At 39.0% G+C, this 12,242-nt stretch carries 18 protein-coding genes; 16 read left to right on the top strand and 2 right to left on the bottom strand.

Annotated features, from left to right (window positions below):
• The first annotated feature begins 2 nt into the window (after nt 1–2).
• From LY387_RS08365 to LY387_RS08325, 9 genes are all read left to right on the top strand, one after another.
• The gene (locus LY387_RS08365; protein WP_234493734.1) at nt 3–290 is read left to right on the top strand and encodes a G5P family DNA-binding protein; all 288 of its coding nucleotides are present in this window, start codon (nt 3–5) and stop codon (nt 288–290) included.
• A gap of 9 nt (nt 291–299) precedes the next feature.
• Nucleotides 300–536 (top strand): hypothetical protein, encoded by a 237-nt coding sequence (locus LY387_RS08360; RefSeq protein ID WP_234493733.1) that lies wholly within the window; start codon nt 300–302, stop codon nt 534–536.
• A 12-nt stretch (nt 537–548) separates the two neighbouring features.
• Nucleotides 549–761: a phage coat protein gene (locus tag LY387_RS08355; RefSeq protein WP_234493732.1), complete on the top strand. Its 213-nt coding sequence runs from the start codon at nt 549–551 to the stop codon at nt 759–761.
• Nucleotides 762–880: 119 nt separating this feature from the next.
• Complete coding sequence (locus tag LY387_RS08350) at nt 881–2,563, top strand: hypothetical protein (protein WP_234493731.1); 1,683 nt, start codon at nt 881–883, stop codon at nt 2,561–2,563.
• 1 nt (nt 2,564) lies between these two features.
• A complete protein-coding gene (locus tag LY387_RS08345) occupies nt 2,565–2,882 on the top strand; it encodes a DUF2523 family protein (protein ID WP_234493730.1) in 318 nt (105 codons plus the stop codon).
• A gap of 10 nt (nt 2,883–2,892) precedes the next feature.
• A complete protein-coding gene (locus LY387_RS08340) occupies nt 2,893–4,068 on the top strand; it encodes a zonular occludens toxin domain-containing protein (RefSeq protein ID WP_234493729.1) in 1,176 nt (391 codons plus the stop codon).
• The gene (locus LY387_RS08335) at nt 4,069–4,224 is read left to right on the top strand and encodes a hypothetical protein (protein ID WP_234493728.1); all 156 of its coding nucleotides are present in this window, start codon (nt 4,069–4,071) and stop codon (nt 4,222–4,224) included.
• A gap of 49 nt (nt 4,225–4,273) precedes the next feature.
• Entirely contained in the window at nt 4,274–4,615 is a 342-nt protein-coding gene (locus LY387_RS08330; RefSeq protein ID WP_234493727.1) for a hypothetical protein, read from the top strand.
• A complete protein-coding gene (locus LY387_RS08325; protein ID WP_234493726.1) occupies nt 4,602–5,111 on the top strand; it encodes a hypothetical protein in 510 nt (169 codons plus the stop codon). Before LY387_RS08330 ends, LY387_RS08325 begins: the two co-directional genes overlap by 14 nt.
• Before the next feature lie 274 nt (nt 5,112–5,385).
• Here the strand turns inward: LY387_RS08325 and LY387_RS08320 are convergent, their stop codons facing one another.
• A complete protein-coding gene (locus LY387_RS08320) occupies nt 5,386–6,738 on the bottom strand; it encodes an ISNCY family transposase (protein ID WP_234496077.1) in 1,353 nt (450 codons plus the stop codon).
• Between the two features lie 338 nt (nt 6,739–7,076).
• Between LY387_RS08320 and LY387_RS08315 the strand changes: the two genes are divergently transcribed.
• On the top strand, nt 7,077–7,325 hold the full coding sequence (locus LY387_RS08315) for an HU family DNA-binding protein (protein ID WP_234493737.1): 249 nt from the start codon (nt 7,077–7,079) through the stop codon (nt 7,323–7,325).
• A gap of 383 nt (nt 7,326–7,708) precedes the next feature.
• On the opposite strand, the gene LY387_RS08310 is transcribed toward LY387_RS08315, so the two are convergent.
• Nucleotides 7,709–7,894 (bottom strand): hypothetical protein, encoded by a 186-nt coding sequence (locus tag LY387_RS08310; protein WP_234493736.1) that lies wholly within the window; start codon nt 7,892–7,894, stop codon nt 7,709–7,711.
• Between the two features lie 145 nt (nt 7,895–8,039).
• Here LY387_RS08310 and LY387_RS08305 point away from each other — a divergent pair, with 145 nt between their 5' ends.
• From LY387_RS08305 to LY387_RS08280, 6 genes are all read left to right on the top strand, one after another.
• Nucleotides 8,040–9,344, top strand: a complete 1,305-nt coding sequence (locus tag LY387_RS08305; RefSeq protein WP_234493735.1) for a phage/plasmid replication protein, II/X family — start codon at nt 8,040–8,042, stop codon at nt 9,342–9,344.
• Between the two features lie 9 nt (nt 9,345–9,353).
• Nucleotides 9,354–9,641, top strand: a complete 288-nt coding sequence (locus LY387_RS08300) for a G5P family DNA-binding protein (RefSeq protein WP_234493734.1) — start codon at nt 9,354–9,356, stop codon at nt 9,639–9,641.
• Nucleotides 9,642–9,650: 9 nt separating this feature from the next.
• Entirely contained in the window at nt 9,651–9,887 is a 237-nt protein-coding gene (locus tag LY387_RS08295; RefSeq protein ID WP_234493733.1) for a hypothetical protein, read from the top strand.
• A 12-nt stretch (nt 9,888–9,899) separates the two neighbouring features.
• On the top strand, nt 9,900–10,112 hold the full coding sequence (locus LY387_RS08290) for a phage coat protein (protein WP_234493732.1): 213 nt from the start codon (nt 9,900–9,902) through the stop codon (nt 10,110–10,112).
• Between the two features lie 119 nt (nt 10,113–10,231).
• Entirely contained in the window at nt 10,232–11,914 is a 1,683-nt protein-coding gene (locus LY387_RS08285) for a hypothetical protein (protein ID WP_234493731.1), read from the top strand.
• Nucleotide 11,915: 1 nt separating this feature from the next.
• Nucleotides 11,916–12,233 (top strand): DUF2523 family protein, encoded by a 318-nt coding sequence (locus tag LY387_RS08280; protein WP_234493730.1) that lies wholly within the window; start codon nt 11,916–11,918, stop codon nt 12,231–12,233.
• The last annotated feature ends 9 nt before the right edge of the window (nt 12,234–12,242 follow it).

Raw genomic sequence — 12,242 nt, 5'->3', positions numbered from 1 at the left:
TTATGAAAAACGCATTAATAGTAGAAATATTTAAAGATAATGAAACAAAAGACATTCGCACCATTCCACCTAAAGGCGATAGGGCAGAAATGAAACTATATAGTCAAGTTGCCTTTGTTCATCTTGGCGGTCGTTTCCCTGTTGAATTTTCTTTACCACTTCAAGAAGATGAAACACATTATGCATCGGGTAAATATTACCTAGACCAAACGTCTTTTAAAGTAGGTCAATTTGGTCGTTTAGAGTTTGAGCGTAATATTACTCTAATTCCTGTAGCTTCTAATACTTAGGTTCTAATTATGGCAATTTGTATTGAAAAAACTGTAGATGATTTTTTATATGTTAGTGAAACACCTATCGAAAATTGCTCTACGTATGTTCTACAGACTGCCGATGAATATAATTTATCACACGTTTTTGTATCATCGTCCGATATTGGATTAGTTTTCGCTTGGGCTTTTGGTGCGGTTGTAGTGGTAGGTTATTTTGGTGGCTTTGTCATTGGCATAGCTAAAAAAATGATACAACTCGTATAGAGGGATTTTATTATGAAAAAAGCAGCTTCAACTATAGCAGCGTTAACTCTTGCTTCTCTTGCACCTCAAGCAATGGCTGACACTACAACTATCGATTCAATTTTTGCAGCAGTAGACCTTTCTACTGTAACAGCGTTTATTGGTACTACCGGTGTGGTCATTGTTGGTATTGCGCTAGCTGTTAAGGGTATTAGCCTAGCTAAACGTCTCGTTAGTCGAGCATGATTGTTGCGGTATCTACCCTCCAGTTCTATTCCGCTGTTATGGTTATCGGCGGTCTAGCTGGAATAGCATTTGTGTTAGGTATGAGGGGCGTTTAAGCCCCTTTTTTTATGGTGGGCAAAATGATTATTAAGCGGCTATCGATATATTTTCTTTGTTTTTTCATTGTTTATATTCCCGTTCGTCCAGCTCGTGCTTTTTTTCCTGTCGTTGTTGGTCTGACTGGTCAAGCAGCGATGTGGACAGGTAGAACATTGGTTGCTCGCATGGCGGTTAATTATGGTGCTGATTTAGGTGTTTTAGCTACAGCCGCCGTTGCTACCACTCCAATGATAAAAGATTATATGACTTCTGAATATGCGCTTAGACCTTGGGGAACTTGGGCGTATGCATTAGAAAAAGTTGGTTTTCATCTTGATGGCGGAGAGATGGTAATCAAGGATGACGAATGTTTCTTATCGGATTATTGCGGTAAGAGTGTTTCTTTTAAAATGGCAGATGGTAGTTGGTCTTCTACGTGGGATAAAGGTTTGTATAAAACAGGAACTAAATTAGTTTGTCCTATTAACGTTGGTTTTGCTGATGAAAACGGGAAAAACACTTTATTTGATTGTGGACAGGCGTTATCTGATAATTGGTGGTTAAAATATCGCTCATGGGAAAATAATAATCTTGAGCCAGATTGTGGTCAATGGGTGACTGTTGGTGAAGAGCAAGGACGTAAAAGTTGTTTCGATAGTCACTCTATTATTCACTGGGGGATGTCAGGTAATTCCTTTATCTTAAAGGGTGAGTTTTTCCATGAGGTTCATTTTAATGGCGAGTTAACAATTAAAAATCGTGTAAGCATTAATGAAATTGAAGTATTATTTCCTGTAGCTTCCACACAAGATTCTGTAATGGAAGGTGCAATTGAGGATGTTTTAGATAATGAAGCAGTCAATGATGAAATTCCTGTTTGGTATTTTAGTGACCCTGACGTAAGTTATTGCGGTAATGATGGTTGTGTCGATGTTCCTCCTCAATATTTTGTCGATAATACGGTGGTTATCCCTGTTGATGATAACAACATTCCTATTCCTCCTGCTATTGGACTCCCTCCTGTGTCATTGCCTTCTGATAGACCGCTTCCGCCAATTTTCGACCCTATTTATGGTGATGCTATTAATTCTGTTATTTCTGGAATATTAACGGGTGACCCTGATACCGATACTATTGCAGAAGATATTATTAAGCCTATTGTCGATGGTGTTAAACCAATAGTTGATATTGATGTTCCAGTTGACCCACCGATATACCCTCCAATTGACCCGCCTATTGAGGGCGGTAGTGTCGTTGCTGTTTCAAACTTAACAGGTATCGAATCACGTTTAGATATGACAAATCAACTTCTAGAAAATATGAATATTAACGTTGATGTTGATATGACTGGGGTTGAAGAGAGGATTGATAGAACAAATGAATTAATAGGGGGTTTATCTACAACTACCGTTCCTATAAGTACGACTCCTGATAGTAGCAGAGCTTCAAGCTTTTGGACTTCCAATTATCCAAATGGCTTTCAAGGTGTTTGGAATAATTTTAATAATGACTTTCAAAATACAGCCTTATCTGGCTGGGTCAATTCCTTTAAATTAAGTTATGTGTCAGAAGGGATTCCTACTTGGACGATGTGTTTTGATTTGGGTTTTGTTGATTTTGGTTGTCAGCCTATCGAAATTGATAGCCGTGTATGGTTGGCGATTAGAGCGTTCATTTTATTTACGGCTGCACTTTTAGCACGTCGCTTAGTATTTGGAGGTTAGTATGTTGGATTGGTTTGCTGAGCGTTGGAATGACTTTGTTAACTTTTGCTTGTCTATTTTATTGTCGCTCTACGATTTGTTGAAAGATATTGGCATATTCTTTTTTGATAGCGTGTTATCGATAGCTTTAGTTGCTATCAATGGTTTTGGTTCGGCGTTTTCGGCCTTGAACGTGATTCAATATATCGACCTGATTCCTGACGAAGCAAAATCTATCATGGCTTTAGTGGGCGTGAATGAAGCAAGTGTAATTATCGTGTCTGCAATCTTGATTCGTCTAGGTTTGCAGATTATTCCGTTTACACGTTTAGGTTCTTAGGGGGTGACTGATGCCAATTAACATTATCGTGGGTAGACCAGGTTCGGGTAAATCTTACGAATCTGTGGTGTATCACATCATTCCTGCGCTTAAGGAAGGGCGCAAAGTTATCACTAATGTGCCTTTAAATTTAGATCATTTCGAATCGGTTTTTGGCAAGGAAATATTAGATCTTATCGAGGTTCGAGAAGATAGCTATTCCCGTGAGGTTGGGGCGGTCAAAGCTTTCTCTACAAAGGATTGTTTTACGTCTGACGAGTGGAAGAATGACGAGGGCGTTGGTGCATTGTTCGTCATTGATGAATGTCACTTTGTTTTACCTAGTCAAGGCAGAGGCAAGAAAGCATCTGAGAATTTGGCGGATGTATTGGAATATATGTCGATGCACCGTCATTATGGCCATGATATTTTGTTAATGACTCAAAGCCTTGGAAAACTTCACAAAGATGTTCGAGCAATGATACAAATTCAGTATCGAGTGTCGAAGCATTCCGCAGCTGGGTCTGATAAAACTTATACGCAAAAAGTATTAGACGGTGCTGAGGGTCGGCCTGCTGAGTTGAACACCAACGTTCGAACATATAAGCCTCGATTTTTCCCGTTCTATACTTCGCATACTCAATCTGACCAATCGGTGAATGAAGCTCACGCTAGTGACATTAAGCCTATCTGGAAGCGTTGGTATTTCTGGGTAGGTATCCCTGCAATTATCATTGCGTTGCCTATGTCTATAACGAGTGGTTTAGCGTTGTTTGGCAACAAATCAGAGCCTGAGCCCGTAGTAGAATCTAAGCGTGTCGTAGTGGAAGATAAGCAAAATTCAGAGCCAGAGAAGAAAAGACCGTCTTCTAGGCAGCGTAAGGCTGATACAGTGCATCCATTTGGTAAACTTCAACTGGCTATCACAGGGTCGTCTGATTCGTTCTACAAAGACGATAGAGGGCGTTTGCATCGACAAACAGAGGTTTATTTTAAGGCAGTGAATAAATCTCGTTATGAATTCCCCTTGAAGCTTCAGGACTTATATATGGCAGGCTATGATGTGGCGGTAATGGGTCCTTGTTTGGTTGAATTGAAGTTTGAGGGCTATTCAGATTTCGTTTACTGCGAGGGTGAACGGCCTACAGGCCAACATCCTAATATTGATTTAGCTTCGTCTTTTTCATCGGCGTTTGGTGGTGACTAGATGGTTTTGGATTTTTCTTTATCTCGTTTGCGTGATGAATTAGCTTTAGCTATGGAGGCTTACGAACGTGAGCCTTCGTCTTTAATGTTTGAGCGAATTGTTGAGCTTTGCCGTGTTATTCGAGAGCTTGAGAGGAGATTAGAAAAGGCTTCTTAGTGTATAGTAAGATTTACGATACTATATTGGTTTCATAAGGGCTTAATAAATGGCAAATGTAGGGTATTGTCGGATTGATAATTTAAAATTGTCTCGTGAAAGTATAGAGGCAGTTGATGAGATTAGAGATATCGTAGATAGGGCGAACATGCTAGCAGTTGCAACGAGCACCGTTCCATTGTTTGATTTGTTTCTTGGTAAAGCAAATACGAGTCAAACCATGCTGAGTATAGCTGGCTATGATTGGGTTGAGTTTAGTAAAACTCTGAACGCTATTAATAAAACTGCAAAAGGGCGTGTATTTTCTATTGCGGAAACCATGAGCTTAAGAACTGGTAGTTATACTGCTGAGGGCGAATTTTGGAGGTGCGTATCAAATGCGGCTTTGTAAAGGTTTAACCTGCTTATTTTTAATGTGTTTCTTACCTTTTTCTTATGCTGGCTCTAATGAGTTACGTTCTTTAGCTTTGTCTGATGCTATGCAAGCTTATGGTAATCGAGTTGAGTATTGTTTACTTCAATCAAGAGCGGCTTCAAAAAGATTTCCAACTACAAGCTGGTTTTCATCATTAGGAAATGACGATAAAAAAAAGGTGCTTCTATATCTTTCTTTGGACAATAGAGAAAAGTGCTCGGAACAAGAACGTTTGAAAGTGGTTGAGATTTTAGACCAATACCCACAGATAACCATTCGATCTGAAGAATACCCTAATGGTATGACTTTGGATGAAATTCGAAGTAGTCTCAATCTTGTTGAAAACGTGGATTATAGTTCGGAAATTTCAGGACTCGACATTTTGGAAGTGCAAAAGATACAAGCTCAATTTCAACAGCCATTCGACCTAATAAAGGTGGCTAAAAAGCTTGGGTTACTGGACGAGCCGTAACCGTTGTAAAGAATGGACAGAGTAAAAAAATGACATACTGAGTCGATTGGTATGTCATTTTATTTTGTGCTAAGTTTTTCGCATTGAGAGCGGAGGTGGCAGTATAAAGTCATGACCGGTTTGGGTCTCGATAGTGGATTTTGTGAAGTTTGACGGGATAACCACAGGATAAAATGCTGTTTTGGATAAATTCGATTTTGTCAATCCCATTTTAAAATGTCCTCTTTTCTCCCAGGTAGAAATGTCTCTTTATGAGCTAAATAGAGTAGGTGAGTTAGGTTTTACTCTTAGATGCTTTGAAGGTTTCTGGTGTGATGAGAACTGGGTTTATAGCCCTTAGTTGTTCCTGAAGCGCTCTTTGTTGAGCTCTGCGTTTAGGGGCTTTTTTGCTCCGTGTGCGTTTCTGTTGTCGCTCGAATTCTTCTTGCTGCTGTTGAGCAAACTTTAGTACTTGACCTAATCGCTTGTTGTCGACAATTTGGGTTTGTTGAACATGCTCAAGCTTATCGAAAATTTTGAATTCCAACTTTCTGTGGCCATACACAATCGCAATGTCTCCGTTGGGATAGTCTAAGACTTTGACATGCTCGTGAACTAAGCGAGTATTTTCTTCATTTGGCTCAATAAGATAAACCACTTTGTCATATTGAAATGTCAACGATTTAGAGAGTTTACGTATTTCTTGCCAACTGAAAATATCGTCGAGTTCCTGTGTGGTTTCACGCACTTTTCGATGCATGTTTTTCGGATACATTGCCGGCTTAGCAAAGCGTCGATTGAAATCGGCAATGAAGTAGGGAAGCCAAGCATTCGCTTCTTCGATGGTGTTAATTCCTTGTAAGCGCATCTCTTTGACGAGTCGGTCTTGTAGCGTCAAGTTTACTCGCTCCACACGACCTTTAGCTTGAGAGCTGTTCGCACATATCAGTTCAATACCTAACTCTTTTAATACACGGGCATATTGAGTTTGACCGACTTGTTTTTGCTTTTCCTGATTCACCCGAAAAATCGAATGCTTATCGCTGTAGAACGCTACGGGTTTGCCGTGTTCATTAAGATATTCTCTCGTTGTTAGCATGTAATCAAAGGCCGATTCGGTTTCGCTGAACCTTAAATTCATCAGGCGGCCAGTCGCATCATCGATAAAGACCAGTAAACAACATTTGTCAGCGCGTCCTTCAAACCAATCATGGTGAGAGCCATCAATTTGAACGAGCTCGCCCAAACAATCACGTCGGTAGCGAGGTTGGTAAACTTTAGGCTTGCGTTGCGAATGTGGCGTCCATAAACCATCTGCAATCATCCAACTTCGTAAGGTCTCGTTAGATACTGGAAGGCTATGTAACTCCAATAGTTTTTCTCTAGCAAGCGTTGGAGAAAAATCAGAATAGTGATCACGAATCAGTTTTAAAACTGTGTCTCGGTAGTCACTAGGATAGCGGTTATTACTTGGCTTACCTCGAGCTTGGTGAGTCAATCCTACAGCACCGAATTCCCTCAGGCGATTCATAAGCCTCTGAACTTGGCGAACACTCAAATCAAGGATGTCTGCCGCGTCGACTCGTCGGATCCTACGATCGCAAACATCTTGGATTACTTTAAAACGATTGATATCAGAATCATTCATAGTCACTAGCATCTTAAACGCATCCTTAGCTGGTTGTAAGTAAAGCTTAGTGACCACGAGCTAAAGAGACATTTTAACTTTGGTAAATAGTGACATTACAACTTTGCGCTTACAGATTTAGTGCGTATTATCTGCATGGAATTATGTTGAGGGTTTGCTTTGCCTAACAGCAGTAAAAAGTGGGCGATAGACTTGCTCAATGTCGGTCTGTCAAGGCCGTGCATGCTAGGAGGGAGAATCGTTTTACAAGGTTAGCCCGTAACATAATTTCGATAATGCGCATTAAGTTATGACGGTGTGGTATTGTAGTTATTCTTATGTGAATGAGGTAAGCCACAATGAACAAAACTGAATTAATCTCAAGAATTTCAACTAAGTACGACTTAGACCAAAAGAGCATTTCTGTTCTTTTTGAAGTAACTTTTGATGAAATGGCCAGGGCTTTGTTAGATCGTGAATTTATCGAGATTTCAGAGCTTGGTGATTTCTTGGCAAAAACCAGAAAAGAAAAATTGAGTGAGAATCGCAGAGGTGAAACGATTACAATTCGAGATAATCATGTAATTCGTTTTAGGCCTATCATTTAACTAAGAAAGCAGTTGAACCCTAAATCTAACTTCATCGCGCAGCGATAAAAGGGCGCTTGTTGTAGTTCTTGGGTATGACTCCTCCAAACGCCCGAAGCCAATCTCCATTCAAAGACAAAAAATAAATACCCTTCCTTTCTGTTAAGCCAGCCTTGCAGAGACTCACCACGAAAGAGGCGATTTCTGCCACTGCAACCCGTCGATTTTTCAGTTAAGAAAGCTAATCCACAAAATTAAAGGAGGGGGCCCCGCTTGCGGGGTGGTTGCCTTGATTTTGTGGATTAGCTTTCGCTAATGCAAAGAGAGGGTACACTATCTTTAATAGTGTACTTTTGTGTAAATATTACACTTTCACTTCCTATTTGATCTCCTGGGCTCTTGTGTCATTTTGTTATGCCACGTTCATTTATCATGTCTTTTTTCAGTTCATCTAATTTTTCGTCGAAAAGTTTGTTTGCTAGTTCAGTCCATTTTATCGGCTTTCCCGTTCTGTAGCTTATCTCTATAGCTGCTCTTTCTAGCTTCTGCTTTCTTTTCTCTGTTACTTGCATAGTTGTTCGTTGTGTCATGGTTCTTCATACCTTTACATTTTTTTGTATTTTATGTGATTTCTAACACAGTTACACGTGTATACATGTATTTTTGTATGGACAGATTGATTTTCATGGTCGATTCTATAGATAAATGTAGGTATGGATGTATAGAAGGGGTCTCATGATAGACATGCTTAAAATTTCAATACCATTCAAGCAAGACTATCTTTTGGAAACTCAACAAAGTTCTAAGGGTGAGTTTGTATCTTATGTTGATATACGTGCTTGCTCTTTGATTGGGGGTGTTGGTCTTGAAGCTAAGTCTATTTTTTTTACTGGCTCAGGCTCTCAGGATGAGCTTGAAGTTGCAGATTTGCGTCACCCATATCAAACGCTTCCGACTTCTTTTACTGGTATTGCGTTCAAAATTTTTCAAGGTACAAAGTTACGAGATGCCTGTGTCGAGCTAAAAGCCTCTCCAGCTAAAATTCTTCAAGGTCATAACGTTTACGGCTCTACTCAGATGGTGGTCGGTTCTTATGAAATGCTCATGGCTCTTTATCATGCTTATCCAGATTTTTACGAAATGTTAGACATCTATAGAACTACACTAGATGCTATAGATTGCACATTTTCAGCTAGAGCAAAAACAGATTTACAAGCTAAGCAAGTTATTGGTCAGTTAAAATCAGTCTCCAATAAGCATATGAGAGCTAGTGTTAGAAATGAACATGAAACTACTTGTTACTTTAGTCGTGGCTCACGTCATGTAGATAGAAAGGCATATTTAAAGGGTTGTGAATTTAATAGACAGCTTAATAGCTTGCGTTCTTTACAGGAAAAGGGAGACCGTACGCATGATAGAGTTATTGATGTTATGTCTAACCCTGAATTAATTAACTTTGCTAGAAATTTAATCCGCTTTGAAGCAAGTGCTAAGCGTAGATATTTAGATGAGTTTAATATACCCAAAAACCTATTTGAAGCTTGTCGGTTTCAATTAGAGTATGAAAAAGACGGACGTTGTTTAATTAAAGATATTTGGATTAAAGCATTTTCGCCATTAATGGAGGCATTGGAGGGTCAAAAAATGAACATATTTAATGATGAACAAGTACATAACACACTAAAGAAAGAATTTTTTACTGTCACTAAGAAAGGCAATATTACTTATTCTAAGGCAGATAGAATATTTAGATTCTATCGTTCTCTTGTTAGCGATGGTTATCACGCAGTTTTTGATTCTTTTAGTAAATCAAATAAAAAGTCATTTTATAACCAATTAAATCCATTATTGGAAGTTGGATTTTCTAAAGCTCAACTTCAAAACCTCAAAGGGCACGGTAAGGATAACGTAGTTCCTTTATTACAAGTTATAGAAATTGATTTTAGTCAGCAAAGACCGTCTGACTGGATAGAGCCTCAAGCAGGGGATATCACCAAATTATACGGTCAAGAAGATAGCGTAATTAGTTTAGTAGCATAGGTAATTATTATGAAAAACGCATTAATAGTAGAAATATTTAAAGATAATGAAACAAAAGACATTCGCACCATTCCACCTAAAGGCGATAGGGCAGAAATGAAACTATATAGTCAAGTTGCCTTTGTTCATCTTGGCGGTCGTTTCCCTGTTGAATTTTCTTTACCACTTCAAGAAGATGAAACACATTATGCATCGGGTAAATATTACCTAGACCAAACGTCTTTTAAAGTAGGTCAATTTGGTCGTTTAGAGTTTGAGCGTAATATTACTCTAATTCCTGTAGCTTCTAATACTTAGGTTCTAATTATGGCAATTTGTATTGAAAAAACTGTAGATGATTTTTTATATGTTAGTGAAACACCTATCGAAAATTGCTCTACGTATGTTCTACAGACTGCCGATGAATATAATTTATCACACGTTTTTGTATCATCGTCCGATATTGGATTAGTTTTCGCTTGGGCTTTTGGTGCGGTTGTAGTGGTAGGTTATTTTGGTGGCTTTGTCATTGGCATAGCTAAAAAAATGATACAACTCGTATAGAGGGATTTTATTATGAAAAAAGCAGCTTCAACTATAGCAGCGTTAACTCTTGCTTCTCTTGCACCTCAAGCAATGGCTGACACTACAACTATCGATTCAATTTTTGCAGCAGTAGACCTTTCTACTGTAACAGCGTTTATTGGTACTACCGGTGTGGTCATTGTTGGTATTGCGCTAGCTGTTAAGGGTATTAGCCTAGCTAAACGTCTCGTTAGTCGAGCATGATTGTTGCGGTATCTACCCTCCAGTTCTATTCCGCTGTTATGGTTATCGGCGGTCTAGCTGGAATAGCATTTGTGTTAGGTATGAGGGGCGTTTAAGCCCCTTTTTTTATGGTGGGCAAAATGATTATTAAGCGGCTATCGATATATTTTCTTTGTTTTTTCATTGTTTATATTCCCGTTCGTCCAGCTCGTGCTTTTTTTCCTGTCGTTGTTGGTCTGACTGGTCAAGCAGCGATGTGGACAGGTAGAACATTGGTTGCTCGCATGGCGGTTAATTATGGTGCTGATTTAGGTGTTTTAGCTACAGCCGCCGTTGCTACCACTCCAATGATAAAAGATTATATGACTTCTGAATATGCGCTTAGACCTTGGGGAACTTGGGCGTATGCATTAGAAAAAGTTGGTTTTCATCTTGATGGCGGAGAGATGGTAATCAAGGATGACGAATGTTTCTTATCGGATTATTGCGGTAAGAGTGTTTCTTTTAAAATGGCAGATGGTAGTTGGTCTTCTACGTGGGATAAAGGTTTGTATAAAACAGGAACTAAATTAGTTTGTCCTATTAACGTTGGTTTTGCTGATGAAAACGGGAAAAACACTTTATTTGATTGTGGACAGGCGTTATCTGATAATTGGTGGTTAAAATATCGCTCATGGGAAAATAATAATCTTGAGCCAGATTGTGGTCAATGGGTGACTGTTGGTGAAGAGCAAGGACGTAAAAGTTGTTTCGATAGTCACTCTATTATTCACTGGGGGATGTCAGGTAATTCCTTTATCTTAAAGGGTGAGTTTTTCCATGAGGTTCATTTTAATGGCGAGTTAACAATTAAAAATCGTGTAAGCATTAATGAAATTGAAGTATTATTTCCTGTAGCTTCCACACAAGATTCTGTAATGGAAGGTGCAATTGAGGATGTTTTAGATAATGAAGCAGTCAATGATGAAATTCCTGTTTGGTATTTTAGTGACCCTGACGTAAGTTATTGCGGTAATGATGGTTGTGTCGATGTTCCTCCTCAATATTTTGTCGATAATACGGTGGTTATCCCTGTTGATGATAACAACATTCCTATTCCTCCTGCTATTGGACTCCCTCCTGTGTCATTGCCTTCTGATAGACCGCTTCCGCCAATTTTCGACCCTATTTATGGTGATGCTATTAATTCTGTTATTTCTGGAATATTAACGGGTGACCCTGATACCGATACTATTGCAGAAGATATTATTAAGCCTATTGTCGATGGTGTTAAACCAATAGTTGATATTGATGTTCCAGTTGACCCACCGATATACCCTCCAATTGACCCGCCTATTGAGGGCGGTAGTGTCGTTGCTGTTTCAAACTTAACAGGTATCGAATCACGTTTAGATATGACAAATCAACTTCTAGAAAATATGAATATTAACGTTGATGTTGATATGACTGGGGTTGAAGAGAGGATTGATAGAACAAATGAATTAATAGGGGGTTTATCTACAACTACCGTTCCTATAAGTACGACTCCTGATAGTAGCAGAGCTTCAAGCTTTTGGACTTCCAATTATCCAAATGGCTTTCAAGGTGTTTGGAATAATTTTAATAATGACTTTCAAAATACAGCCTTATCTGGCTGGGTCAATTCCTTTAAATTAAGTTATGTGTCAGAAGGGATTCCTACTTGGACGATGTGTTTTGATTTGGGTTTTGTTGATTTTGGTTGTCAGCCTATCGAAATTGATAGCCGTGTATGGTTGGCGATTAGAGCGTTCATTTTATTTACGGCTGCACTTTTAGCACGTCGCTTAGTATTTGGAGGTTAGTATGTTGGATTGGTTTGCTGAGCGTTGGAATGACTTTGTTAACTTTTGCTTGTCTATTTTATTGTCGCTCTACGATTTGTTGAAAGATATTGGCATATTCTTTTTTGATAGCGTGTTATCGATAGCTTTAGTTGCTATCAATGGTTTTGGTTCGGCGTTTTCGGCCTTGAACGTGATTCAATATATCGACCTGATTCCTGACGAAGCAAAATCTATCATGGCTTTAGTGGGCGTGAATGAAGCAAGTGTAATTATCGTGTCTGCAATCTTGATTCGTCTAGGTTTGCAGATTATTCCGTTTACACGTTTAGGTTCTTAGGGGGTGACT

It is taken from the genome of Vibrio maritimus (assembly GCF_021441885.1).
In the GTDB taxonomy this organism is placed as follows: domain Bacteria; phylum Pseudomonadota; class Gammaproteobacteria; order Enterobacterales; family Vibrionaceae; genus Vibrio; species Vibrio maritimus_B.
This window is presented reverse-complemented; position numbering and strand designations above follow the sequence as displayed.

Bases quoted from the DNA above. Each gene is read 5' to 3' on its own strand.
- LY387_RS08335 (WP_234493728.1), top strand. From the start codon at position 4,069: ATGGTTTTGGATTTTTCTTTATCTCGTTTGCGTGATGAATTAGCTTTA.
- LY387_RS08325 (WP_234493726.1), top strand. From the start codon at position 4,602: ATGCGGCTTTGTAAAGGTTTAACCTGCTTATTTTTAATGTGTTTCTTA.
- LY387_RS08310 (WP_234493736.1), bottom strand. From the start codon at position 7,894: ATGACACAACGAACAACTATGCAAGTAACAGAGAAAAGAAAGCAGAAG.
- LY387_RS08295 (WP_234493733.1), top strand. From the start codon at position 9,651: ATGGCAATTTGTATTGAAAAAACTGTAGATGATTTTTTATATGTTAGT.
- LY387_RS08365 (WP_234493734.1), top strand. From the start codon at position 3: ATGAAAAACGCATTAATAGTAGAAATATTTAAAGATAATGAAACAAAA.
- LY387_RS08340 (WP_234493729.1), top strand. From the start codon at position 2,893: ATGCCAATTAACATTATCGTGGGTAGACCAGGTTCGGGTAAATCTTAC.
- LY387_RS08350 (WP_234493731.1), top strand. From the start codon at position 881: ATGATTATTAAGCGGCTATCGATATATTTTCTTTGTTTTTTCATTGTT.
- LY387_RS08280 (WP_234493730.1), top strand. From the start codon at position 11,916: ATGTTGGATTGGTTTGCTGAGCGTTGGAATGACTTTGTTAACTTTTGC.
- LY387_RS08355 (WP_234493732.1), top strand. From the start codon at position 549: ATGAAAAAAGCAGCTTCAACTATAGCAGCGTTAACTCTTGCTTCTCTT.
- LY387_RS08345 (WP_234493730.1), top strand. From the start codon at position 2,565: ATGTTGGATTGGTTTGCTGAGCGTTGGAATGACTTTGTTAACTTTTGC.
- LY387_RS08300 (WP_234493734.1), top strand. From the start codon at position 9,354: ATGAAAAACGCATTAATAGTAGAAATATTTAAAGATAATGAAACAAAA.
- LY387_RS08315 (WP_234493737.1), top strand. From the start codon at position 7,077: ATGAACAAAACTGAATTAATCTCAAGAATTTCAACTAAGTACGACTTA.
- LY387_RS08320 (WP_234496077.1), bottom strand. From the start codon at position 6,738: ATGAATGATTCTGATATCAATCGTTTTAAAGTAATCCAAGATGTTTGC.
- LY387_RS08305 (WP_234493735.1), top strand. From the start codon at position 8,040: ATGATAGACATGCTTAAAATTTCAATACCATTCAAGCAAGACTATCTT.
- LY387_RS08285 (WP_234493731.1), top strand. From the start codon at position 10,232: ATGATTATTAAGCGGCTATCGATATATTTTCTTTGTTTTTTCATTGTT.
- LY387_RS08330 (WP_234493727.1), top strand. From the start codon at position 4,274: ATGGCAAATGTAGGGTATTGTCGGATTGATAATTTAAAATTGTCTCGT.
- LY387_RS08290 (WP_234493732.1), top strand. From the start codon at position 9,900: ATGAAAAAAGCAGCTTCAACTATAGCAGCGTTAACTCTTGCTTCTCTT.
- LY387_RS08360 (WP_234493733.1), top strand. From the start codon at position 300: ATGGCAATTTGTATTGAAAAAACTGTAGATGATTTTTTATATGTTAGT.